33 protein-coding genes are annotated in these 22203 nt (G+C 32.7%); 1 reads left to right on the top strand and 32 read right to left on the bottom strand.

Going from position 1 to position 22203, the window contains the following annotated elements; translation table 11 throughout:
- Positions 1-6 precede the first annotated feature (6 nt).
- The 32 genes from LQ679_RS09160 to LQ679_RS09005 all read right to left on the bottom strand — a co-directional run bounded on the left by LQ679_RS09160 (position 7) and on the right by LQ679_RS09005 (position 21891).
- Complete coding sequence (locus LQ679_RS09160) at positions 7-5004, bottom strand: phage tail tape measure protein (protein ID WP_239748915.1); 4998 nt, start codon at positions 5002-5004, stop codon at positions 7-9.
- Positions 5005-5060: 56 nt separating this feature from the next.
- On the bottom strand, positions 5061-5231 hold the full coding sequence (locus LQ679_RS09155; RefSeq protein WP_239748916.1) for a hypothetical protein: 171 nt from the start codon (positions 5229-5231) through the stop codon (positions 5061-5063).
- A gap of 11 nt (positions 5232-5242) precedes the next feature.
- The gene (gpG, locus tag LQ679_RS09150; RefSeq protein WP_239705776.1) at positions 5243-5692 is read right to left on the bottom strand and encodes a phage tail assembly chaperone G; all 450 of its coding nucleotides are present in this window, start codon (positions 5690-5692) and stop codon (positions 5243-5245) included.
- Between the two features lie 70 nt (positions 5693-5762).
- Entirely contained in the window at positions 5763-6524 is a 762-nt protein-coding gene (locus LQ679_RS09145) for a major tail protein (RefSeq protein ID WP_481817032.1), read from the bottom strand.
- 11 nt (positions 6525-6535) lie between these two features.
- Entirely contained in the window at positions 6536-6910 is a 375-nt protein-coding gene (locus tag LQ679_RS09140; RefSeq protein ID WP_239705775.1) for a DUF806 family protein, read from the bottom strand.
- Positions 6907-7287: an HK97-gp10 family putative phage morphogenesis protein gene (locus LQ679_RS09135; RefSeq protein WP_239705774.1), complete on the bottom strand. Its 381-nt coding sequence runs from the start codon at positions 7285-7287 to the stop codon at positions 6907-6909. The genes LQ679_RS09140 and LQ679_RS09135 overlap by 4 nt, the downstream gene beginning before the upstream one ends.
- Complete coding sequence (locus LQ679_RS09130) at positions 7287-7619, bottom strand: phage head completion protein (protein WP_239705773.1); 333 nt, start codon at positions 7617-7619, stop codon at positions 7287-7289. Before LQ679_RS09130 ends, LQ679_RS09135 begins: the two co-directional genes overlap by 1 nt.
- On the bottom strand, positions 7603-7941 hold the full coding sequence (locus LQ679_RS09125; RefSeq protein ID WP_239705772.1) for a head-tail connector protein: 339 nt from the start codon (positions 7939-7941) through the stop codon (positions 7603-7605). The genes LQ679_RS09130 and LQ679_RS09125 overlap by 17 nt, the downstream gene beginning before the upstream one ends.
- A gap of 13 nt (positions 7942-7954) precedes the next feature.
- Entirely contained in the window at positions 7955-8116 is a 162-nt protein-coding gene (locus LQ679_RS09120; protein WP_239705771.1) for a hypothetical protein, read from the bottom strand.
- A gap of 38 nt (positions 8117-8154) precedes the next feature.
- Positions 8155-9399 carry a phage major capsid protein gene (locus LQ679_RS09115; protein ID WP_239705770.1) on the bottom strand — a complete coding sequence of 415 codons (1245 nt, stop codon included), beginning with the start codon at positions 9397-9399 and terminating at the stop codon, positions 8155-8157.
- 101 nt (positions 9400-9500) lie between these two features.
- A complete protein-coding gene (locus LQ679_RS09110; RefSeq protein WP_239705769.1) occupies positions 9501-10070 on the bottom strand; it encodes an HK97 family phage prohead protease in 570 nt (189 codons plus the stop codon).
- Positions 10071-10075: 5 nt separating this feature from the next.
- On the bottom strand, positions 10076-11317 hold the full coding sequence (locus LQ679_RS09105) for a phage portal protein (RefSeq protein WP_239733706.1): 1242 nt from the start codon (positions 11315-11317) through the stop codon (positions 10076-10078).
- A gap of 5 nt (positions 11318-11322) precedes the next feature.
- Positions 11323-11523 (bottom strand): hypothetical protein, encoded by a 201-nt coding sequence (locus LQ679_RS09100; protein WP_239705767.1) that lies wholly within the window; start codon positions 11521-11523, stop codon positions 11323-11325.
- Between the two features lie 11 nt (positions 11524-11534).
- Entirely contained in the window at positions 11535-13262 is a 1728-nt protein-coding gene (locus LQ679_RS09095; protein ID WP_239705766.1) for a terminase large subunit, read from the bottom strand.
- Positions 13246-13728, bottom strand: a complete 483-nt coding sequence (locus LQ679_RS09090) for a phage terminase small subunit P27 family (RefSeq protein WP_239705765.1) — start codon at positions 13726-13728, stop codon at positions 13246-13248. Before LQ679_RS09090 ends, LQ679_RS09095 begins: the two co-directional genes overlap by 17 nt.
- A 168-nt stretch (positions 13729-13896) precedes the next feature.
- A complete protein-coding gene (locus tag LQ679_RS09085; protein ID WP_239705795.1) occupies positions 13897-14256 on the bottom strand; it encodes an HNH endonuclease in 360 nt (119 codons plus the stop codon).
- A gap of 132 nt (positions 14257-14388) precedes the next feature.
- On the bottom strand, positions 14389-14598 hold the full coding sequence (locus LQ679_RS09080) for a sigma factor-like helix-turn-helix DNA-binding protein (RefSeq protein ID WP_229412506.1): 210 nt from the start codon (positions 14596-14598) through the stop codon (positions 14389-14391).
- Positions 14599-14824: 226 nt separating this feature from the next.
- Entirely contained in the window at positions 14825-15283 is a 459-nt protein-coding gene (locus LQ679_RS09075; protein ID WP_239705764.1) for a nucleoside triphosphate pyrophosphohydrolase family protein, read from the bottom strand.
- Between the two features lie 5 nt (positions 15284-15288).
- Complete coding sequence (locus LQ679_RS09070; RefSeq protein WP_239705763.1) at positions 15289-15930, bottom strand: hypothetical protein; 642 nt, start codon at positions 15928-15930, stop codon at positions 15289-15291.
- The gene (locus LQ679_RS09065; protein WP_239705762.1) at positions 15931-16089 is read right to left on the bottom strand and encodes a hypothetical protein; all 159 of its coding nucleotides are present in this window, start codon (positions 16087-16089) and stop codon (positions 15931-15933) included.
- Positions 16090-16094: 5 nt separating this feature from the next.
- Positions 16095-16277: a hypothetical protein gene (locus LQ679_RS09060; RefSeq protein ID WP_239748919.1), complete on the bottom strand. Its 183-nt coding sequence runs from the start codon at positions 16275-16277 to the stop codon at positions 16095-16097.
- A 68-nt stretch (positions 16278-16345) separates the two neighbouring features.
- Positions 16346-16531: a hypothetical protein gene (locus tag LQ679_RS09055; RefSeq protein ID WP_239748920.1), complete on the bottom strand. Its 186-nt coding sequence runs from the start codon at positions 16529-16531 to the stop codon at positions 16346-16348.
- Positions 16532-16732: a hypothetical protein gene (locus tag LQ679_RS09050; protein ID WP_239762532.1), complete on the bottom strand. Its 201-nt coding sequence runs from the start codon at positions 16730-16732 to the stop codon at positions 16532-16534. It lies immediately after the preceding gene.
- A complete protein-coding gene (locus LQ679_RS09045) occupies positions 16729-16929 on the bottom strand; it encodes a hypothetical protein (protein WP_239748922.1) in 201 nt (66 codons plus the stop codon). The genes LQ679_RS09050 and LQ679_RS09045 overlap by 4 nt, the downstream gene beginning before the upstream one ends.
- 3 nt (positions 16930-16932) lie before the next feature.
- Entirely contained in the window at positions 16933-17286 is a 354-nt protein-coding gene (locus LQ679_RS09040) for a YopX family protein (protein ID WP_239748923.1), read from the bottom strand.
- A gap of 60 nt (positions 17287-17346) precedes the next feature.
- Positions 17347-17745 (bottom strand): hypothetical protein, encoded by a 399-nt coding sequence (locus LQ679_RS09035; protein ID WP_239748924.1) that lies wholly within the window; start codon positions 17743-17745, stop codon positions 17347-17349.
- Positions 17745-18107 carry a RusA family crossover junction endodeoxyribonuclease gene (locus tag LQ679_RS09030; RefSeq protein WP_239762530.1) on the bottom strand — a complete coding sequence of 121 codons (363 nt, stop codon included), beginning with the start codon at positions 18105-18107 and terminating at the stop codon, positions 17745-17747. Before LQ679_RS09030 ends, LQ679_RS09035 begins: the two co-directional genes overlap by 1 nt.
- Before the next feature lie 56 nt (positions 18108-18163).
- A complete protein-coding gene (locus LQ679_RS09025; protein ID WP_239748927.1) occupies positions 18164-18865 on the bottom strand; it encodes a hypothetical protein in 702 nt (233 codons plus the stop codon).
- Positions 18849-19769: a DnaD domain-containing protein gene (locus LQ679_RS09020; RefSeq protein ID WP_239748928.1), complete on the bottom strand. Its 921-nt coding sequence runs from the start codon at positions 19767-19769 to the stop codon at positions 18849-18851. The genes LQ679_RS09025 and LQ679_RS09020 overlap by 17 nt, the downstream gene beginning before the upstream one ends.
- A gap of 32 nt (positions 19770-19801) precedes the next feature.
- Positions 19802-20284 carry a single-stranded DNA-binding protein gene (locus LQ679_RS09015; RefSeq protein ID WP_239748929.1) on the bottom strand — a complete coding sequence of 161 codons (483 nt, stop codon included), beginning with the start codon at positions 20282-20284 and terminating at the stop codon, positions 19802-19804.
- Complete coding sequence (locus LQ679_RS09010) at positions 20285-20902, bottom strand: MBL fold metallo-hydrolase (RefSeq protein ID WP_239762528.1); 618 nt, start codon at positions 20900-20902, stop codon at positions 20285-20287. It lies immediately after the preceding gene.
- Positions 20903-20982: 80 nt separating this feature from the next.
- Positions 20983-21891: a recombinase RecT gene (locus LQ679_RS09005; RefSeq protein ID WP_239762527.1), complete on the bottom strand. Its 909-nt coding sequence runs from the start codon at positions 21889-21891 to the stop codon at positions 20983-20985.
- A gap of 62 nt (positions 21892-21953) precedes the next feature.
- On the opposite strand from LQ679_RS09005, the gene LQ679_RS09000 reads away from it, so the two are divergent.
- Positions 21954-22181 carry a hypothetical protein gene (locus LQ679_RS09000; protein WP_239705747.1) on the top strand — a complete coding sequence of 76 codons (228 nt, stop codon included), beginning with the start codon at positions 21954-21956 and terminating at the stop codon, positions 22179-22181.
- Positions 22182-22203 lie beyond the last annotated feature (22 nt).

Here is a 22203-nt window from a genome sequence, read left to right as displayed (position 1 = left end):
CTCCTGTTACGTTGCAGGATTATATCTGCTACGTCTTTGCTTTGTTCTTTCATATTTATCAATCAACTTAAACACTTCATTCTCCAAACTATATTTATCTATTACAGGCTCATAATCTTTATTTGCTATATCATTATTACTTTCTACTAATTTAGCCACTAGTCCTATTAATGCATCAAATTTTTGTTCGAGGCTAGAATTTCCTGTTCCTGATTGATTTAAAGGATTAGGAAGATTGTTCGGCCGTTTGTTTCTAGGTGATGTTTTTTCTAAATCTTTTGCAGCTAAAGCTAGTATTTTCCAGGCATCATTACTTCTGCTTGGGTCTGTTGGAACTATCCATTCTGGATAACCTTCTTCACCTAAATGATATAGTCCGTTCCATACCTTGCCACCAGTAGCAAACCTTCTATGTCCTCTTGGTCCCCAACCTGAACGACCATACTGTATATCGTTTTTCCAATTTGAGTTATTAAAGAACGCTAATAATTGATCATATCCAGACCAAATATTACCATGGCCTTTTACAGCGTAAGCTTTAAATGTACTAGGTACATATTGGAGTAGACCTTTGGCAGGTGTTCCTAGAATGTTATTAATGTCACCGATATTACCCTGGGTAATGCCTGCATCCCCACCAGATTCACGTTCAATCTGAGCAATAATACCGTTAATTTGAGCAGCGGTTGGATTTACTTTCATTCTTTTAGCTGCTCTTTGAATAGTAGAACGCCATTGTGAAGGTGCTTGTTTACCTCCACTTTTTCCAGATAAGAATTTAGCAGGATCCACTGTATTTCTGTTAGTAATATCTGCTGAATGACCTTTCTCTACTTGATAATGTAAGTGAGGTCCTGTAGTCCAATGACCACTGTTACCTGTGTGTGCGAATTTTTCGCCTTGTTTAACCTTACCTGTCTTGAATATATCTTTTAAGTGCATAAAGAACTGTGTGAACTTACCACTTAATAATTTAGCAACTGTACCACCACCGTAGTTACTTAATTTTGAAATAGTACCGCTAGTTGGCGCTGTCAGTGTTGTACCGACTGGTGTTGCATAATCAATTCCATAATGACGTCCACCGTTAAATCCATATCCAGCTACCGCTTTATTAGGACTATATGGTGTTGTAATAGCGTACTTCGTGAATGAACTACCATCTCCACCACCACTATCTTCAAGCCATCCGCCAAATAAATCTTTTACGCCTTCTTTTAGTTTTTTATACATTCCTGCCATCATTTTTCTTGGTAATTCAGGTAGACTACCGAAATCTACACCAAAATGAGACATGACCTTATCTACTAGTTTTCCTGGATTGGATGCAAAGTCCCAGACATCACCTATAGCTTTATCAAATCCTTTTTTCAAAGCTTTAGCAGTGTCTTTGGTACCATTAATAATTTGCTTACCTGCATTATTTGCTTGAGCCATTTTCTTACCAGCATATTTACCTACATCTTTTTTCTTGTCATCAAGCCAACTACCTAGACTAAACCTTGGTAATGTACCCCTGCTAAACTGTGGCGTATTCAAATAATTATAAGTTGCTGTTCCGTTATGAACTTTTGAGCCTTTTGGCAAAATAACCTCTGTATCTGTTTTAGGTGTCATTGCTAGGCGTCCATTCGGATACTCAATCATTTCATGCCTATATCCACCTGGTCCATTACCTGGTCCTTTATCACCTACAATTGCTCTAGTTGTCTGTTTTAATCTTCCTTTGCTATCAGATAGAGCATGGTTATGTCGAACAGTACCTGTTGATAGTTTAATGTGTTTGAATTTATCCATACCGATTTTAGTCGCTACTGCATTGACACCATCAATTAATTTGTTTAAACCACTTTTTACACCTTTGACCATTCCACCAATATGGCCTTTTATTTTACCAATAATTCCTTTTAATCTATCTCTCATTACAGTAAAACTTTTTAAAACAGAATTTTTAATATTAGTTGCTATACCAGTAGTTTTGCTTCTTATACCTTGCCATATACTACTCATAAAACTTCTGATTCTCTGATTGATAGTTTTACTATTAGAGAATAATCTTTCGAATTGGCTTTTTACTCCTCTGTATAATGCAACTGCTTTATCCACTGTTCTTCTTCTAATTGAGTCCCATAAATCAGATAAAAATTTACGTAACCTTCTGAATAAGTTAGCCGATTTGTCATACAATCTTGTAAAACTATTTTTTACATTTATATATATTCTATTTGCTTGATTAGATACAGAGTCGCGTAATTTTCTCCACAAATTAACGGCGAAATCTTTAAGTTTTCCAAAAATATTTTTAGAAGAATTATATGATCTTGTGAAGGCATTTTTAATATTTGTATATATAGATTGGACTATTCTTTTAATTCCATTTCTCATAGATTCTAATATTTTATTTACAGCTGTTCTCATAAGAGAAAATATTGTTTTGGTGAAGTTATAAGTTTTCGTAAAACTACCTGTTACTACACGGTATATAGTTCCTAATGCATTTCTGAAAACATTAACTATAAATTTCCAACCACCACTGATTACACCTTTAAACAGTTGAACAAAAACTTTACCAGCACCTAAAATCTTACCGACGAGCATAAGTTGTACGCCGTTCCAGATTAATTGAAGTGCACCTTTAAAAATTTGTTTAATACCTTCCCACATTTTTCTGAAATCGCCAGTAAATAAACCTGAAAATATTTTAATCGTACCCATGATGACATTTAAAGCACCACTAATAACGCCTTTGATATTTTCCCAAACTGATTTTATTAGCCATTTAATAGCTGGCCAAATGAATTTCATGAGATTCCATATCAATGTCATGATTGGACGTATTATGTTACTCCAAATAAACTTGAAAACAGTCGATATAACATTCGCTATATTTTGGACTGCCTCTGTAATTTGGGCACCATTTTGACTCCAAAAAGTGGATAATTGACTACCAACTTGATTAGCAAATCCTTTTATCGCATTTACTACTTGCATAAAGGTACGCTTAATTTTATCTGCAAAGTTTGTAATTCCAACTACTACATTAGGTGGAAATATCTTAGATAGGGTAATGACACCATCTTGGCCATTGCCTTTGAATAACTGGAAAAATCCTTGCAGTGCAATCTTAGCTGCTTTAAATGTGTTCATAACACCTGAGACGGCTTTATTGACAATATTTCTGAAAGTCTCAGATTTTTTATAAGCAATTGTAAATCCAATACCTAAAGCAGTTAATCCACCAACAATCCACAATAATGGACCGCCTGCGAAACTTATCGCTGTTCCTAAAGCAGGAAATAGTCTAACTGCTGTAGCGACTTTCCCAGATAAAAACGCCATTAGTCCTCCTGCTTTTGAAATACCAATTAATAGAGGTCCTAATGTTGTCATCGCACTACCAACGACACTAATAAACGAACCAAATATAAACACCACCGGTCCAATTGCAGCAACTAACGAACCAACAACAGCTATTGTTATCTTCATACCATTTGACATGTTAGACATACTTTTTAGAACGCCTGTTAATCCCTTAGCTAACTTTACAACGATTGGCGCGATAGCATCGCCTAGCGAAATACCAAAAGCAACGACATTGTTTTTCAATATTTTTAATTGAGATGCCATTGTTTTGTATCTTTGATTGGCTTCGTTTGATAGTGCTTTATTTTCTTTCCAACCTTTGCCGGAAATTTTTACTGCTTTTCCTAATAATTTATGGTTATTGGCCATTCTTAAAATGGTATCTGATTCTCTAATACCTTTGATACCTAAATCAGCTAACATCTCAGAAAGATTGGCTCCTTCTTTTTTAGATTTGGCCAATCCACCAATAAATGTATCTAATGCTTTTACCGGATCTTTCTCCCATTGTTTCTTGAACTCAGCTGAGGAAACTCCACTAGCATCAGCAAATGCTTTTAATTCTTTGCCGCCTGCACCAACTGCTTTATCAATCTTCTTAAGCACAGTTGTCATAGCAGTACCACCTGCTTCAGCTTCAATTCCTAAAGAAGACATTGTAGCAGCAAGACCAGTTATATCTGATTCAGTCATCCCGACTAGTTTACCTTGAGCAGCTATTCTCATAGACATGCTCATGATTTCAGATTCAGTTGTAGCCATATTGTTACCTAAAGCAACAATACTTGAACCTAATCTACTGAATGACTTTTGTGGCATATCAACGATATTGGCAAACCTAGCAAATTCTGTTGCAGCTTGTTCTCTTGTTAAGTTTGTTGACTCACCCAAATCAATAATTGTTTTAGAAAAGTCTAATATGTTACTTTTCTTAATACCTAGTTGACCAGCCATTTCTCCAACTTCTGCGATATCTGTTGCTGCAACAGGAAGATTTTTAGACATGTTGATAATGCCATTAGATAATTTTTTATAATCTTTTTCACTGCCGTTAACAGTTTTTCTAACGCCTGCAAAAGCACTCTCATAATCAATCGATGCTTTAACTGCTGCACCAAATCCTGCTACAATTGGTGCAGTAACATACATTCCCATGGAACGACCGACATTTTTCATTCCATCTCCTACATTTTTAAGGTGTGGGCCAATCTTTGAAAAACTATGCCCTAACTTGCCCAAAGTTGTATTTAATGCATTTTGGTGAGCCTGTAGGTCCTTCATGTGCTTTGTAGCATCTTCTAGTTCGCGATCATATTGATTTAATTTAGCTGCTGCTTCATTATATTTAGATGCTGCATCTTGTGTTTTTGCACTGTTTTCTCCTGTTTCTGCGCTTAATTTATCGTAATTTTGCTTTAATTCTTTTACGAGCTCTTTTTGTACCCTTTGTCGCTTAGATAATCCATCAACTTTTACTTTTGATTTTTCTAAGCTGTTATCGTAACGACTGAATTTAGATAAATTAGCTGACATTTCTTTACTAACCATTCTTAACTGCCTCTGTAATCCAGTCGCGCCCTTATTAAATCCAGAACCATCTAAATCAACTCGTATGACCATATTCCCGATAGGACTTGGCATAAAATTCCTCCTTTCTTTAAAAAATTGCAAATAAAAAAGTCACTCATTTTGAGTGACTAGAATATGTCTTTAAAACTTGTAGCTTTTTGTTTTGTCTCAATACGTGATTCGACTACTTCTAAGAAGAAATGGATAGGCATATTAGCAACTTTTTGAGGATCCATGCCTTCATCTATTAACGTCTTTGCAAGTTTCATATAATTTTTATATGCACCCTCAACAGTCAAATCTTCAGGATTTATTTCTTCTGCTCGTTCAAAAACTTTTTTGTTTCACTTGGTTCTCCGCCACTTGTTATATTTCGCAATATAGAACCTAAATATTCAAAACCTTCTTGACCACTAGGTAAACCTTTTTGTAACTCAACTGTTGTAAATTGTTCATCAAATGCTTCAGTTATGAATTCAAACACTTCATCTAGAACGTCCATTTGCGACATTACTTGTTCTGTATATTCTTCTCGTAACTTATCGTATTCTCGTTTCTCTGTTTCAGATAATCCTTCGTATTGTTCCTCTGTTAGTTCATCGAAGTCTGGCTCCTTAAATACTTTTTGCATTTTCATAGATAATTTAGAGCCTTGAATTGTTTCAAACAATGTAAGGATTGGTTTTGCTAAATACTTTTTATATTGTGGTTTCCCTGCTTTTGTAAATCCTGTAATTAATTCAATTGATGTACGTTTCATTTGATTTCCTACTTTCTAATTTTTAATTTGGCCAAAATAAAAATAAATAGAGGACTTTCGTCCCCTATTTTTATGCTTCAGGAATTCCTTCCCCTTCAGTATTTCCTTCTTCCTCAGTACTTCCTTCTGATACATCTCCAGACGCTTCAATTGCGTTCTTCGCTTCTTCTACTTGTGGTTCTCCAACAGTTTTCATAAACTCTTCATACGTTTTACCGAATGTTTCCATAAATACATAATCGCGACCTTCAGTTTTACCTTTTGCATCATATCCAGTTACATGTGATGCTTCATCAAAAATGCGATCAATGAAGCTACCTTCAACTTCGTCATTTTGGAACTCGACTTTATCTTGCTTTGTTTGTCCTTTAATTCCTGGTCGTGTGAATTTACCTTTGAATAATCCTACCCACTCGCTTGAACCATCATGATTACGACGTTCAAATACTACACCTACGTCAGGTGGAATATCCGCAGCACTATATTTGTAACCACCTTTACCTTTTTTAGCACCTGATAAGAATGCTTTTTGGTCAGATGGAACAGTAACAAATGTCGTTTTTACCTCTAATTTACCATTAGATACAGCAGTAGCTGCTACAATATCATCGCCGTATGCGTCTTCTGATTCTTGTGGTCTATCAACTTCAATTTCTTGAAGGAATCGTGTACGCATACCCGGGCCATATTTAATACCTTTATCATCATCTTGCTCAATTGGTGCCGAATAGAAGTTTGAAACCCCAATTGCGATACCTGATACACCTGTGCTTGCAAAGTGTTGTAAATTTAATTTCAATAGTCTTTCAGATTCTTTTAAGTTTTTTAACATTGTAATGCCTCCTATGTTTTTAATGTAATTATCGTTGCTTTAGCTCGAATAATCTCTCTAAATGTAAAAGTCTCTACTTCATATAAAGGCTCACGATAATAAGCTTGAAAATTCATTTTTTCCAATAAAAAAACAAGCATTTCCGCTTGTTCAAATGGTTCATCCTCTGACCACCAAATATCAATCTGGTAATCATATTCTCTTGAAAGTTGCTGATCATCTGCATAATCTTGAGGTGTATATGGCAAAGGTGTAATCCTAACGATGGGCTTATTAGTTGTTTCATGAAAATTTTGTGGAACAACATATTTAAAAATATTATCACTTACTGTAATATCTCCATTATTAACAATTAGTTGATAAAGTTCATCTGTAATGTTTTTCATTTTCTCATGCCTCTTCTCATAGCTGTTACCATTGCCTTATTAACAATACTTCTTCCTTCTTTTTCACTTTTAGTGATAAATAATTGTGGGCGTTGGTACATAGTTCCGAATTCAGTGGTGTGCATCCTGTGACTATAACCTTTTTCATAACCAATCGTCACATACTTTTCATACGTGCCTTTGTCTGTTCTAATATTAGACATCGCTACATGCTCTTTCGCATGCTTACTTCTATCACTTTTAGGTGTATTTTTTACCAAAATTGGAATCAATGACGACGCCCCTGCTTTTAGAACACGGTTTTGAATTCTAGGGAATTCTTGGATTTTCTTTCTTAATCCAGATTCCATTGTGTTTTTCTCGATTTTAGCACCCATTAGATTACCACCTCACAATATATTCTTAAGAAAGACTTATCGCGATAATCAGGCTTATAATACTTAACATCGTAACTTACACCATCGTGTATAATATAGTGCTTATTACTAGGTTTATAGTCGCCTCTTGGGTCACGTATAATAATCGTTTTTATGAATTTACTATTGTTATTAATACTAGTTTGAGTATCAGATTCTTTAGCATCTTGAATACACGCATAACAACTATATAATTCACGTCGTTTTGGCCGTTGAGGTAAACCATTGATTGATTTACTGATATCTTCGTTAAAAGTAACCCTTTCGTTTAAATCCCTAATGCTTATTTTCATCTTTATCTAACTCCATATCAACCACATACATGTCACGTAATTTATGCACTGTACTTAACACCATATGAGGCGCATAACTCAAACTACGTTCAATATATGCAATTCTATTTTCAAAATAATAAGCAGCTAAAGGAAATACCGCCCTTTTAAATAATGTTTGATTAGCAAACCAATCTATATGATTTTTATAATCATCAGTAACTGCACTTGCTATATCATCAAAAGCCCATTCATAATAAGCTTTTAACAAATCATCTTCAGAATGATGATCAACCTTACAATGTTTTCTTAACAAGTCAAAATCTTGATCAGTAATTTTCATTCAAATCACCTCATTATTTCGATTCTTCAACTCGTTCAAGTACTTTCCCATGCTCTTTTAATTTTTTATTAATTTCATTTGCACGTTTTACCGTCATTTCTAATTCATCATCAACTTCTACTACTTTATCCATTTCCAAATCTTTATACTTTACTAATGCTTTAAATTTAACCATTTAAACCACTCCTAATTATTAAAATTAGAGGCTTAATATTAAGCCTCTGGAATAACATCTGCTGCACTATTACCATGTGGATTATCTCCATCAACATTAAAGTCTACTTTGATAACAGCTTTGTCATTTTTTAATCGAGCATCTAATCTTAAAATTGGAGAGAATACTTTTCCGTATTGATTCCAAATTTCATAATTCACTAATAATTGCTTTCTTAAGAATAAAACTACTGCATCTTTTAATGATCCAATAAACATAGTATTTTCACCAATCACTTCTTTATCAAGCACTCTAATATCTTTACCAAACATTTTATATCCTGTTGCTGAAGTAATAGATTCTTGTAATAAATAACGTCCATTTTTATCTTTCATTTGGTCTAATTGATCATATACATCAGATGAAACAACAAATTCTTTAGCATAACGTTTTTTCAACTCAACGTTTAGTATTGTTTTAACTTCCCCAATAGTTGTAACTGACTTAGGAGTTAACCCTTTTAAGGCTTCTAAAATTTTAACGTTTTTTGTTGCGGTAATTTCTTCAGCTAATTCTTCAACAATAATATTTTCAACTTCTACGCCGTCATCAAGTGCTTCCCAAGACACTTTTAAAAGTCCACGGTGAGTATTGATTTCATATTTTTGTTCTCCTAACTTTCTTAAACCTAACTCAGGAGATTCTTCTAATTCTTGAACAGTAGGTAATCCCGCTTTCTTCGTTTCATCAGTTCTGACTGGGAATTTTCCAATTGGTGTTTTAACGTTTCTAACATCTACTAACTTATCTAATGCTTCTAATTCATCTGTAAAATCTTCTATTTTATTTGAAATTTCTTCAGGTACTAAAACACCTTCATCTGTTGTTTTTACCGAACGTGTATTTTGAGTAAGAAGGTAATTACGGAAATTAATTACCGCTTCAGATTCCTTTTGTTTTCTAATTTCTTTATCCTTAGTTGCTTTGGGATTATTGCGTTTAATAGAACGATGTTCACTTGATTTCTCATCATTTTCTGATGATTTTTCACCACCGTCTGCACTTTTATCACTAGATTCCTCATTATTTGAAGATTCTTCGTCAGAGTTTTTATTTTCTAAATCTTCAATAATAGCTAATTCTTCTTCTTTCTCAGCTATTTTTTTATCAAACGACTTCACTTCATCACGAAGTTCTTTTGCTTTTTTTAAGTCAGACTCTACATACTTTAATGCTTCTTTCCTCTTTTCATCACGTTGAGACTTCAATTTTTTTATTGCTTCTAGTAATTGTTTCTTGTTCATAAATGAACCTCCTCATTTTATTTTTGATTGCATAAAAAACAAGCTTCACTATATTTAGCAAGCTTTTGGATCTATTTTTTACGGTGTTAACCTTCACCGATTTATAATAATTCAAGTTCAGTTTTTAATTTTTCTTGTTCGAAATTAAAATTCATTTTTTTAATACTTCTTAAAGCTGGCGCTACATCTGTATCTCTATATGCTGGATAAGTAACGACAGATACATCAGTTAATTCTTTAAATTTTGTTAAAGTACGCTTATATGAACGTATCTCATCATCAAATATCCACTCATCACCGTCATCTTCTAACATAAATCCAAATGAGCATTGGTTAACATTACCAAGTTTAATATTTTCATATATATCTCTTGCTAATGTAGTATTTGGTAATGTACATTCAAACTTCAAACCAATATCGTCGATATCTAACTTTAATGTTCCAGAAGAACTTCTACCAAGTATTTGACTCGGTTCATGATCAACTAAACATCTTACATCATTTAGATTAGTATTATTTAATGCACTAGAAGAAATAGTTTCTTTGAAACCACCTAAATCTTCAGACCAGGTATCGAATTTAAGTGCATAGCCCCCAATAATCATCTTCTCATTATCTTGTTTAGCTCGCACTTCAATGTTGTTCATCGTTCTTTTTTCTTCATCCTTCATCTTTCTCACCCCCCTTCGAAATTAGTTTTATGCTTCTTATCAATTGATTTATTCATTTGATACTCATCAACTTTTTCGATATTCACATGATTCAAATCAACTCTATGCTTTGCTCCAAATCCACCTTCTATAGGTGGCAAACCCCTTGTCTTTCTTACTTCATCGAGGTTCTTGACGCCATCTTCAAGATCTATTTTATCTATTTTTGCCTGCGTTTCTGAGTCAACTACTCTCAAATCAGAAGTATCAAACCTAAAACGTTTGACCAAATCATCTAAATCTGAATTAAAGTAAAATTCTAAGGCTGAACAACTAGCTTTCATATATGGTGCTAATGTTGATAAGTATTCTAAATTTGCATCTGTAATACTAATATTTGTTGGTTCAATACCGAACTTATGAAGTGGGATTCCAAAAACTCCTGCAATTTCTCGTGTTGATGATTTATTGTCACGTATAAGCTTTAGTATTTCTGTATCGACTTCTAACTGATCGAACGACATCGACTCATCCATAACAACGACTTTTCCGGCTTGTTTTGTCCCGCTATATTGTTCATGAAATGATTTTCTGGCTCTATCTCTTGCTGCTTTATTATCAAGTACACCTTTCATTTTTAAAATTCCACCTGCATGTGTACCATTCTTTAAGAAATTACCTAGAAATTGTCTACCGTAATGATCTGTTTCTAAAGTCTTTAATAAGGACTCTAAAAGTGAGATACCTTTAAACCCATCTAATGAATGAAATTTAATATCAACAACATCATAGTAATCTAACTTTATAACATCCTTATGATTTGGTTTATATTCAAAGTAGAGCGTATCATTATCATCTACTTTTAAATTTACTTTTGACGTTTTCATGAATACCAATTTTTTAGGATTAAACTTTGTATCCCTAATGATTCTGAAATATCCATGGCCTGTTAACATAGCATTAGCAAAAACAATAAATTTGAAAAGATATCCATTGTAATAGTCATTTGGTCGTACATTAATCAACTTTTCCAAATAATTATTTTCTTCATGAACACCTTGCTTCCATATTTGAATATCCATTCTTGCTAAGTCGCCTGCTAACATACTTACAGCAGTAAAAATGTCTGTATTTTTTATAGCATCTACCCCGTCATATTCATTTAGTACTGGAGCATCTTCAATTCCTGGAAATATCTTTGTTGCTTTTACTATATCTATTTGTTCCATATCAATTGATCTATTTCTATTACCAATAAAAATCCCCAATCATCTTACCTCCTTTCTGGTCTAGATTCATGGTCAATAATCAATGCAATTAAAATTAATGTTAAGCCTGTCACTACAAGTCCAATTGTTTCATTAAACCTTAAATACATAGCAATATTAACCAAGGTTAAACCTAATAAAAAAAGGATGCCTGTTAAATTGGCAACCATTAACAAAAAGAAGTCTTTAATTTTACTTAAATTCATCGATGCACCTCCTAAAATCCAAATTCATCACTTGCATAAATTTCATCCCAATTTTCTTGGAACTCATGCATTCTCGCTTCTGTCCATGCAATAAGAACTGAGACAATACTATCTATCTTTTCCCTATACATAGATTTATCAACTTTGCAGTTACCTTCTTTGTCGAAAATAAGAACTGCATTATTAACCCCTACATCCAACGCTGGGTTGTTAGCATGTATTATCTTTTCTTGAATTACATCAAGTTGAAAGTCTTTAATAGGTTGAGACATTACTTTGAATGATTGTCCTACTTCTATCAATGGCCATTTAATATCTTTCCGATTTTCTATAGCAGTCAAAAACGTTTCTGAGTGCCAAGGATCGTAACAAAGACCTAAAACATTCAAATTATTTTCGACAACATAATTTATTAAGTATTCAATCACTTGTTCATAATCTATAATCCCATAAACAGAACGTGTTAAAGTCGCAGTGCCACTGTTGACCATTTCCAAATAATCTATTTTGTCGCGTTTTATTTTTGCTTCTATGCCACCTCTAGTACCAACAAAAACGTGAGAATCAACATAATACTTTTTATCTATAGGATAAATAAAACCTATACCTGTTAAATCGTTTAATCTTGATAAATCGACGCCAATATATACATCCCGATTTTTAATATCAGGTGCACTATCAACGCTTATTTTTTCCCAATCTTTTATATTAACTAGTGATGATTCACTATTGGATTGCCAAATATTAAAGTTCTTTGTTTTAATTTTGTGTGTTTCACCTTTATCAATTTGTTCTTGCATATCATCTTTAATAGTTTGTAATGCAACATCATAAAATGATTCCACTTCTAATAAAGGATTTGCTTTAATCCAGTTCTTTTCATCGTCTATTTCTTCGTCGCTATCCATTTCTGCACAATATACAAAATAGTTATCATTTTCAAACTTTCCGTTCATCAAACCTTTGCAATATACATATTCTTTATACATCGGCCCATTCAAATTAAACCCAGCAGTACTAATAATTGCTATTAAACGATTAACTTGTTGAATCATACCAGAACGTAGGACTTCAAACATTGAATCATCTTTAGCTTCGTGATATTCATCGAGAATACCAATGTATGGATCAAAACCATCTAGTTTTTTTGTATCTTTTGATAATGGTTTTAAGATTGAACCGTCACGTTTATTTGCCAACAGGTTTTTAGATTCAGTAATTTTAGTAATGTTGTATACTTTGGCCGATTCTTCTCGTAATGAATTCAATTGTTTCATGCACATTTCCCATACGACCTTAGCTTGGTCTTTTGCATTGGCCGTACAATATATCTGTCTACCTAATTTAGGATTTTCCCCAAAAAGCAATTCATAAAGGTTAATACCGGCAACGATTATAGACTTACCGTTTTTTCTGGCCATACTAATATAAGCACGTTTAAATCGTCTATGTCCTTCATCATTCTGCCAACCATAAATACTACCAACTATAAACTTTTGAAATAATGCTAAAGGATGACGTTCACCTGTTTTAATATCTGGTAGCTTTTCAATGAAATTGATAACATGTAGTGCTTTGTTGGGTTGCCAATTATAGGCTAAATCATCACGTTTTAAATCATTTAAGTGACGTTTGCACGCTTTTTTGACCATCCTAGATGCTAAAATGTCGCCTTTTAGCACTTTTTTTGCATAAAAAGTAACTGGATCAATCAATTTATTGTCAGTTAAAGAAGTCATCCATTGGGTCCTCTACAACTTCGTTTTTCTTTGGTGCGACAATTTTAATTCTGCTGTCTAAACTTATACCAATCATACTAGCTGCTGCTCTCATTTCTCTCGCCACTTCTAGTCTTTTAGATACTGAAGGATTAATTTTAACGTTAATAATTTCCCCTTCATCATTTTTGATGAATATATTATATCCATTTTCTTGTATGTCTTTAGTTAGTTCTAAATAGCTTGAAACTTGTTCGCAATAATGACATATAATCTGTAAATCTAGGTTTGCTATTGGCAAATTTTTCATTAAGGGAACAATACGCTTATATTCTTTTTTGGCCAATTTGCTCAACCAAGTCGGTGGCCGTTCGGGTACTCCCTCAAAGACATTTAAAAGTTCTTCTTCTTGCTTACGTTGTCTGATTTCATCTTTTGTTAAGTTCTTTTTTGTGACATCAGTCGCAACACGTCTTCTTCCAGCCAACCAAACCACCTCCTTTGTAAAATCGGTTTAAAAAAGGGAAAAAGTCCGAAAGAAAGGTCTGCCCCGTTCCGTAGAGATTTCGACAATGCCCCGTCAAAATTGGTGGGGGACTTTTAAAATTTTTGTATTTTATTTTTATTTTTTTACATATTTTTATTTTTATCTTTTTCACATTCCGTACTTTTTTAAATCTTCTTTTGTTTTTTTGTTATGGCATTCATTGCACAATGGCTGTAGATTCTTTTCATCTAATCGTTTCGACCAATTTACTTTTGTTGGGATTATATGGTCTACTACTTCAGCTACTGCACCACAAGATGCACAAATATAATCATTCTTGATTAATACTATTTCTCTTTTATCTAACCATTCTTTGCGTTTATAAAAATTTAAGTATTCAGGATTATTCCTTTGCCTTGCATCATTGTATGCTTTGTTAGTGTATTGCTTATGATCATCACAGTATGTTTGATTGTGTGATATAAGTTTGTTGCATGTTGGATGATTACAACGTCTCATGATACCAATACCAATCACTCCTTCGTTGCATAATAAAAGGACCAACACAATGTGTCAGTCCTTCGTATAATTTTTCTATGTTATTACAATATCACGATTAATCAATAGTTTGTGTAGCATGATTGTTGACAACGTTGACTACTAACTAATGAACTTGATTCTCTTAATACACTCAGCATGTTTCTTTCTAATGTATTGTTCACTGTAACCTAAGTCATATGCAATCTCTTGTAATGTCATACCATCTACATATTTCTTTCTAAGTATCTTGTGTTCTATACCTTGGAAACGGTCCAACAAACTTAATACTCTTTCCTTCTGTTCTTCTAACTTTTTTATCCTCTCATTCAATTCCTCTAACTCCTCCTCAATACGGCTGACCTGTTGTAAGCGAGAATGAAAGTCATGCTTCTTTCCTAAGTCTGCTCGTGCATAACTTATTGAGTGCCACCTCTCCATTTCTTCAATGCATATATCTTTCTTTATCTCTAATGCCTGCTGTTGCATATCCAAGTTCTGGTATAACTCTAGCCACTCGAACAATACATCTCACCACCTTTATTTAAGAAGAAACCATTTACAGTTTCTTTACATCATATACATTAACTTGCTGATCATCATTATCGTTACTAATCAATAATGTATTTCCAATTACATCATCCACAATATATTGGTTATTACTAAATAAAACTTTATCTCCTGGTGAAATGTTCTCTATTCGATTAATACTATGCTTTTGATTAAATCCACCTGGATATCTATTAGATAATTTATTTAAATTATGACCTGCCACTTCATCAAGTGTTACGTCACACATACTAGCGAGTGAAGATAAGTACCAAAGAACATCGCCGAGTTCTTTAACCATTTCGTCTTTGTTTAACTCATGGCCATGGAATATATGTTTCTTTACTATGTCAGCTACTTCTCCTGATTCGCCTGCTAGGCCTAAAGTATAATTAGTTAATGACTCAGCCAAATTAGAATCAGTGTTATGTGTTCTTAACGCTATCTCTTGATACTTATTAAGCTCCATTATTGTCACCTCTTAAACCTATTTTTAATATTTCTTCTAAACTTTTTGATTCTACTTTCTCTTTTAATTTTGAATTTCTTTCTAAACTCTTCTTCAAATTTATCAAGATAAATTTCATATTGTGTAACCTTATGTTTATATGCGTCAGTTATGATATTGCTCCATATTAAATTTTCATAATTATTCATATAATTATTAACCATGGACCTTAAATATGAAATGTCACTCTCAAATTCATTTACCATTACAATTGTTTCGACTACAAATTCATATTCAAAAAAGACTTGATTGGCACTAAAAAAGTTATTGAATTCATATTTTGCATTCTCCATTTTTTCTATATGTCTATATAAATTCATTACTTTTCTATAATTATCATTGTTAATGTATAAATTTCTTTGTTTTTTGTCTATATTATTTAATACATCATCATAAATATTCTGAAAGGTGTCTTTCTGCGAAAAAGGTGTTCTATGATGCCCAATCATAAACTTCACTTTTCCAAAAGCATCTGAATAAATAGGGTAGAGTTTCTCTAAATTAAAATTAATTACATTAATTCTGGTATCTATACCAAGCCTTACTATTTCTTTAACTGTGTATAAAAAAACTCCTGTAGATAATGCGTACCAAATATTGTTTTCCATTCAAGCTTCACCTCTAATTAAATTTCTAACAAATGAGTCTATCATTTTATAAGCACCAAATGCAGCAAATGCAAATAGTAATGTGTCATTAACATTTAAAATAATAAAACCAATCATTAACGAAATTATAAACAATAATACATCTAAAAGGAACTTCACTATGATCACCTCTTATCCCTCATTAATAATTCAGCTTTAGACTTAATGATATTTATTTCATAAACTATTACTTCTTCGAAATTATCACCATATGCTTTGTTAGATAAAATAAAATATTCATTACTCAACCATTTAATCAATTCATCTTTAGATTGAATTTTATTCATTTGTTCTTCTACTGATGGCATTCCTTATCCCTCCATTAGCGCAATAATAATTAGTGATAATACTATAACCACAAACAATATTGCTGCGATTAACATCGTTTATCAACTCCACTAAATACTTCGCTTAATTTCTTACCAACTCGTCTTAAACTTATCCCTAAACTTTCGATATCGTTCTCTGGTACATCTTTAAATTCTAATCGTTCAATAGGATGTTCTTTAACTTCTCCTTTGTACTTATATGTTGGTTTTACGAATACTGGTTCTCGTTTCATTCAACATCTCCCCATTCCTGTGAACCATACTTCGTTGTCCTTATATGCTTGTGTGTCATCATAATCGATTGGTGCTGACATATCACTTGCGTAACTTTCGACGTCTATACTATCTTGCACACTCGCATACTTATATGATCGTTTGATGAATGTGTATAATGCTATTGCAGTAAGTGTTAATGTGAACAGGTAAAGTTTCATAGCTGTAATTCCTCCCAAATTTGTTTATCTCTATCTGTCATCGGAATATCATATTCATCTTTCATCAATACAATATCTCTTTCAATATCTCGCAATACCAAATTTTCTGTATTTAAATCTGATTTAGTAGCACCTTCTCTATTCATGTAATGAATAAGCGCGTGCTTAATGATTTGTTTCTTCTTGTAGGATTTCATAAGTTAGTCCTCCCCTAGTAAATATCCATCTTCAAATTTATTACCTACGATTTCAAATTCATCTTTAACGTCGCTTAAATCCACCGAATCTCCTCCGGCAAACCTCATTACAAATTCACCATCTACATATTCAACAACGCCGATTTCTTCGCTTGTAACATCTCGAGCAATATCCCCCTCAAAATATTCACTGTAGTAATAGTCTGTTAATCCACTTGATTGCATTAATTCAATATCCTTAAATGGATAAAAACACAAGTTTCTTGTTGTTATCATTTCTGATTTAAAATGAATACTAGCAACGTCTTCTATCATTTTTTTATTGACTTTATCCCATGCTCTAAACTTTGGTATCATCTTCCCAACACTTCCTTTACCTTATCTAAAATATCTGGGTGACTTTCGCCACCCTTTTGATTAATCGATTTCTTCTTGTGATAATTCTTCAACTTTTTCTTCTCCGCCATCAAATAATGTTTCATTTTCTGTTTGCTCTTGTTCTTCTTCACTGTCTACATCTTCTAATGTTAATTGATCTGGATTTTCTACTTCATCTTTAAATAGTTCTTGTCTAATGTACTCAACTCTTTGATATTGTTGAGTAATAAAACCATTTGGAACATTATCCCCAGAAACTTTAAATTTAGTTCCAGCTTTACTTGCAGTACACACAATTGTTGCTTCATAAGCGAAAAACTCGATTGACCAAGTCACATGTTTATCAGTAGCGTTAAATTGTTTTCTTACTACTCCATCTTGTTCATTTTCTCCAAAAGTCTTTTTAATTAATTCATCTGCAAATTGAATATTTCTCATCATAATTCCTCCACTTTCACTTTTATTTTTGGTACTTCTGCGTATCTTTTAGCACAATGTAATTCAACGACTAATGCATCATCAGTCCATATCTTTTCATTTGCTGCATCCATAAATGTTTTAACCAAATTATCGATGTCAGGTTTATTCTTTTTAAATGCATGTATCATTCTTTTAATTAATGATTTTGACCATGACTTGTTCATTGGAAATTCAAACAGTAAAGTTAACTTGATTGCATCATCGATATTTAGTTCTGGCATTTGTTCTTTTATAAATTGTTTGTGTTTTACGTAGTTAGTTGGCATGTATGTTTGAATAAACTTTCCAACGTTTCTAAACCTCGGCCTAGGAGATGCCATTGGTTTATCTAGATGTTTTGTGTCTTTTTTGAACAGTATCGTAAATGAATGAACCGTCATGATACTTCATTTACTTTCTGGTAATATAACAACGCATGTGCTTTATAAAACGCTAGTTCCTTTTGTATTTGATCTATATTCACTTCTGATTGTCTTGTGTCTCTTTCGCTAAGCATCGCCATTTTATTTTGATATTCTTTGTTTGCCTCACGATATTTCTTGGCTTCTGCCAAAATATTATTAGATTCCTCAACTAATTCATCTAACTGTTTCTTGTACGACTCTTTTTCTTCTTTAATCTTCTGATAATCACGTGACAGCTTTTCATACTCATTTCTCAGTTCCGTCTTTTCATCACTAATCACTTTTATTTCATCTTCAAGTAAATTAATCCGACCATGCAATTGATTCTTTTCAGATGTTAGCTTGTTTACTTTTTTATTAAGTGATTTATTTTGCTCATCTAAAATGGCTTTTTTAGAAATAGTTATTTTAGTTGAATCATCTTGTTGATTATTCACTATCTTCTCTGGTTCTATAATTTTTGTAGTTAATTCTGGATTAGTTGTTTTGTTTTCATTTTCTTTAACTTCCGACTCATCTTTTAATTTTTTAAATGCTCTATGATGTTCTGATCTAAAACTATAAACTGCTCCAGGTGTTACACCAATTTCTTCAGCAACAGCTTTAACTGATTTTAATTCTTGTAGTAAATCAAATACTTCTCCTATAGTTTTGCCTTTAAGTAGTACGCCCAAATTCTTCACTCCATTCCATTATTTCTTTTTCCATTTGTTTTTTCTTTTCTTCAAATTCTGGTGCATTTATATTTACTTCATTGTGATTATCTTGATTATTTTGTTTTTGCCTTAATAACCATTCAGGTGTTTTCTCTTTCGATTGGAGATTATTATTTTGTCCACTTCTACTTTTGAAGTTGGCCAACTTTTGTTGTTCATATGCTCGTACTTCACTTATTGATTTGAGATTAGACTTTAACCAATCTTTTAAAATAGCTTTAGCATATCCCCAGTTCACTTTATTTCTATCGAGTGCTAACTTTAATGCTGCTGTCACTATTTCATCTGAATCATTCTCAAAGCTTTCTAGATAGTAAGTGATATCTTGTGCAGTGTATTGATTAATAATTCCGAATCCTGATTCTTGATAAAAGTCGTAGACGTTCGACGTCTTCTTATTCTCCTTATTATCATTATTTTCATTATTCTCCTTATTATCATTATTGTTTGTTTTTTTCTGTGTCTTTTCTCTGTCTTTTCTGTGTTCTTTCTCTGTCTTTTCACTGTCTTTTCTGTGTCTTTTTTCTAAATTCACATTTTGGTAAACGTCATAATTGACAATGGTTACAAGCGTTTTTTTGGTGTCTTTTTTTACGACTATCATTTTGTCTTCTTCTAATAGTCTTAAAAATGAATCAACTTTAGTTAATGACCATTTCCATCTATCACCTAGTTTCCGGAGTGAAGTAATACGTTGACCTCTTTTCACAGTGATTAACTTACCGTCCATAACTGTTTTATTATCTTTATGATTAACCATTAGAAGTAAATCAATCCATGCTTCGAACTTAGAAAACTTTCTTTCTTCTTCGTACAACCAATGATTCTCAATCGATCTATGCAAGCTAATCCAACCAGCCATAACTCCACACCTCACTTTCAAAACTGGTTAAATTAAAATGGCAAATCATCATCGTTTATTTCAATTGGTCCATTAGCATTTGTAAATGGATTATTGCTACTAGTTTGACTAGTATTATTGTTAGTTGTTGTATTTTGGCCACGCTGTGTGCTACCTTCTTGATTTGCACTGTTAGTAGATTTATCTTTATTTAAAAATAGAATTTGTGAATTAACTTTGGTTACTTTTAATTGCATTCCGTAATTCATCGTGCCATCTTGTCGTTCAAAATTATTGTTTTGTAATTCACCTTCAACGCCTATTAAATAACCTTTCTTTGCATAGTTGGTTAAAAATTCAGCAGTTTTATTGAAGGCAATACAACTTATAAAGTCACTCTCATATTCATCTTGATTATTTTTAAATTTTCTTTGAACGGCAATATCAAATGGTAAAATCATTGTCCCATTTGTAGATTCTCTTATCTCTAAGTCTTTTGTTATTCGGCCAATAAACTTACAATCATTATTATCCATTTATAAACCTCCAATATAGACAGGTACACCACTCGCTTCTTGTACCTGCTGTTTGATTAATTGTGCATCAGAATTGGTATTACTAAGGTGTATTAGATGAATCTGTTGTAACTGTGTTAAATCATTCACCTTCAATAGTTTTAATGCATATTCTAAGCTAAAATGTGAATCCATTATCCTGTTAGCCAATCCTTGATGAACAAAGCCTTTTTGCACATTCTCTTGCATTTTTTCATAGATATAATTCACTTCTAACATCAAGTGTGTTAAACCTTTAAAACTGTACTTACAAAATTTTGTATCCGTAAGATATAAGACTTTGTAACCTTGTGTACTTTTTAGTAAAAAGCCAACTGGTTCAGCTGCATCATGTTCTATTTCAAAAGGTAAAATTGACCATGTCCCAATTCTTGTTTCCTGTTTAGCTTTTACTGAATACAGTCTGTGACTTTGAATTTCCGTTGCTTCCTTTGTTCCCTTGGTCATGTAACAATTAATTCCGTTCTTTAAATACTGATCTGTATATTTAGCGTGATCACCATGTTCATGAGTGATGAGACAACCTGCAATGTCTCTCGTTCTGTATTGAAGAGCTTTTTGCACCTTTTCAAACTTCACTCCTGCTTCTAATAAAAGTGTGGTTCTGCCATCTGAAATACGATAGCAGTTACCACTCGAACCAGTTGCTATAACATCAATTAAAATGGTTCTTCATCCTCTGTTGTTATTTGCGCAGGTTCTTCTTTAATCTCTTCAACTTCTTCAAAATCTGTAACATCTGTTGCCTCTTTATGTGGTACTTCTTCGAATTCTAATAATTCTTTATTGGCATTTGCTTCTTCTTCAGCATCTAAAATTTCTTTACGTTGTCTGTTGTCTCTATTTTTAATTTCGCTCGATAATAGACTACTGTCATCAGAACTATTTAATAATTTCTTACATGCTCTATTAATTACAGTCTTTTTGGCCATTTCTTGAGGGAATCTTCTATGCGTTCCATCTTCCTTGAACTTGCCATCATATACCATTTGAGATTGTTTCCATGCCTCTTCAATTTCTTCGAAGCTCATAATCTCTGTATAGTTTTTACTTTCGTCTTCAAATACAACTGTTGCATATGCACCAATGATTTTTTTACTATCTCTGTTTCCAAATGATTGAGAATGTTCTAAATCGACGATTTTACCGTTCTTTGTTTTATATTTAACTTCATCACCTTCAAAGATAACTTCAGCATTTATTTCTTTAGCACCAGTAACTCGTCTTGTAACAGCCATCGTACCTAAATATGAACGTTGGAACTGAACCTTATCTCCATACATAATGAAGTAACCTTGATTCTTTGCTGGATTTAGTCCTTGTACGACCATATCCATTAACGCATTAGCAATACTATTTGGATTAGCAAACTCAAGCGCTGGCTTATAACCGTCTTTCTTAGAACCTTTTAAATCTTGTAAAGTTAGCATCGCTGATTTCATTGCATTTTCGGGAGAATAGTTTTCAGGAAATTTTAGATCACCCTGTGTTTCTAAACTTTTAACACGTGCTAATACGCTATCTCCCATTTTTTGATTTTTTACTAATAATTCATTTTTATTTGTCATATATACTAACTCCTTTTATTGTGTATAATTAAATTAATTTCATATGAAAGTGTGGTGACAACATGACTGAAGAACAATTTCAAAATTTATACGATGCAAAATCTGATTTTGTAGATGATTTAGTTTTTAATGATGATGAATTCCTTAATACTCTCTATGAGAGTACTGTTTCTAACTTTCCAAATTTAACTGATAATGAGCTGCGAATCATGACTCAGATGAAAGCTAGGGACGTTACAACACGTTTGCTTATCCAAGAACTTTTTAAAGCTATACTAGTGGATGAATAGCACTTGGTATAACACTCTTAGT

It is taken from the genome of Mammaliicoccus sp. I-M35 (assembly GCF_022386455.1).
In the GTDB taxonomy this organism is placed as follows: Bacteria; Bacillota; Bacilli; order Staphylococcales; family Staphylococcaceae; genus Mammaliicoccus; species Mammaliicoccus sciuri_A.
The sequence above is the reverse complement of the archived record's forward strand: the minus strand, read 5'-3'. Positions and strand labels throughout refer to the sequence as shown.

Excerpts from the sequence above, each read along its gene's own strand:
- LQ679_RS09160 (WP_239748915.1), bottom strand. The coding sequence starts at position 5,004 with ATGCCAAGTCCTATCGGGAATATGGTCATACGAGTTGATTTAGATGGT.
- gpG (WP_239705776.1), bottom strand. The coding sequence starts at position 5,692 with ATGAAACGTACATCAATTGAATTAATTACAGGATTTACAAAAGCAGGG.
- LQ679_RS09145 (WP_481817032.1), bottom strand. The coding sequence starts at position 6,524 with ATGTTAAAAAACTTAAAAGAATCTGAAAGACTATTGAAATTAAATTTA.
- LQ679_RS09140 (WP_239705775.1), bottom strand. The coding sequence starts at position 6,910 with ATGAAAAACATTACAGATGAACTTTATCAACTAATTGTTAATAATGGA.
- LQ679_RS09135 (WP_239705774.1), bottom strand. The coding sequence starts at position 7,287 with ATGGGTGCTAAAATCGAGAAAAACACAATGGAATCTGGATTAAGAAAG.
- LQ679_RS09130 (WP_239705773.1), bottom strand. The coding sequence starts at position 7,619 with ATGAAAATAAGCATTAGGGATTTAAACGAAAGGGTTACTTTTAACGAA.
- LQ679_RS09125 (WP_239705772.1), bottom strand. The coding sequence starts at position 7,941 with ATGAAAATTACTGATCAAGATTTTGACTTGTTAAGAAAACATTGTAAG.
- LQ679_RS09120 (WP_239705771.1), bottom strand. The coding sequence starts at position 8,116 with ATGGTTAAATTTAAAGCATTAGTAAAGTATAAAGATTTGGAAATGGAT.
- LQ679_RS09115 (WP_239705770.1), bottom strand. The coding sequence starts at position 9,399 with ATGAACAAGAAACAATTACTAGAAGCAATAAAAAAATTGAAGTCTCAA.
- LQ679_RS09110 (WP_239705769.1), bottom strand. The coding sequence starts at position 10,070 with ATGAAGGATGAAGAAAAAAGAACGATGAACAACATTGAAGTGCGAGCT.
- LQ679_RS09100 (WP_239705767.1), bottom strand. The coding sequence starts at position 11,523 with ATGAATTTAAGTAAAATTAAAGACTTCTTTTTGTTAATGGTTGCCAAT.
- LQ679_RS09095 (WP_239705766.1), bottom strand. The coding sequence starts at position 13,262 with ATGACTTCTTTAACTGACAATAAATTGATTGATCCAGTTACTTTTTAT.
- LQ679_RS09075 (WP_239705764.1), bottom strand. The coding sequence starts at position 15,283 with ATGGAGCTTAATAAGTATCAAGAGATAGCGTTAAGAACACATAACACT.
- LQ679_RS09070 (WP_239705763.1), bottom strand. The coding sequence starts at position 15,930 with ATGGAAAACAATATTTGGTACGCATTATCTACAGGAGTTTTTTTATAC.
- LQ679_RS09060 (WP_239748919.1), bottom strand. The coding sequence starts at position 16,277 with ATGCCATCAGTAGAAGAACAAATGAATAAAATTCAATCTAAAGATGAA.
- LQ679_RS09055 (WP_239748920.1), bottom strand. The coding sequence starts at position 16,531 with ATGAAACGAGAACCAGTATTCGTAAAACCAACATATAAGTACAAAGGA.
- LQ679_RS09050 (WP_239762532.1), bottom strand. The coding sequence starts at position 16,732 with ATGAAACTTTACCTGTTCACATTAACACTTACTGCAATAGCATTATAC.
- LQ679_RS09045 (WP_239748922.1), bottom strand. The coding sequence starts at position 16,929 with ATGAAATCCTACAAGAAGAAACAAATCATTAAGCACGCGCTTATTCAT.
- LQ679_RS09040 (WP_239748923.1), bottom strand. The coding sequence starts at position 17,286 with ATGATACCAAAGTTTAGAGCATGGGATAAAGTCAATAAAAAAATGATA.
- LQ679_RS09035 (WP_239748924.1), bottom strand. The coding sequence starts at position 17,745 with ATGAGAAATATTCAATTTGCAGATGAATTAATTAAAAAGACTTTTGGA.
- LQ679_RS09030 (WP_239762530.1), bottom strand. The coding sequence starts at position 18,107 with ATGGCATCTCCTAGGCCGAGGTTTAGAAACGTTGGAAAGTTTATTCAA.
- LQ679_RS09020 (WP_239748928.1), bottom strand. The coding sequence starts at position 19,769 with ATGGCTGGTTGGATTAGCTTGCATAGATCGATTGAGAATCATTGGTTG.
- LQ679_RS09015 (WP_239748929.1), bottom strand. The coding sequence starts at position 20,284 with ATGGATAATAATGATTGTAAGTTTATTGGCCGAATAACAAAAGACTTA.
- LQ679_RS09005 (WP_239762527.1), bottom strand. The coding sequence starts at position 21,891 with ATGACAAATAAAAATGAATTATTAGTAAAAAATCAAAAAATGGGAGAT.
- LQ679_RS09000 (WP_239705747.1), top strand. The coding sequence starts at position 21,954 with ATGACTGAAGAACAATTTCAAAATTTATACGATGCAAAATCTGATTTT.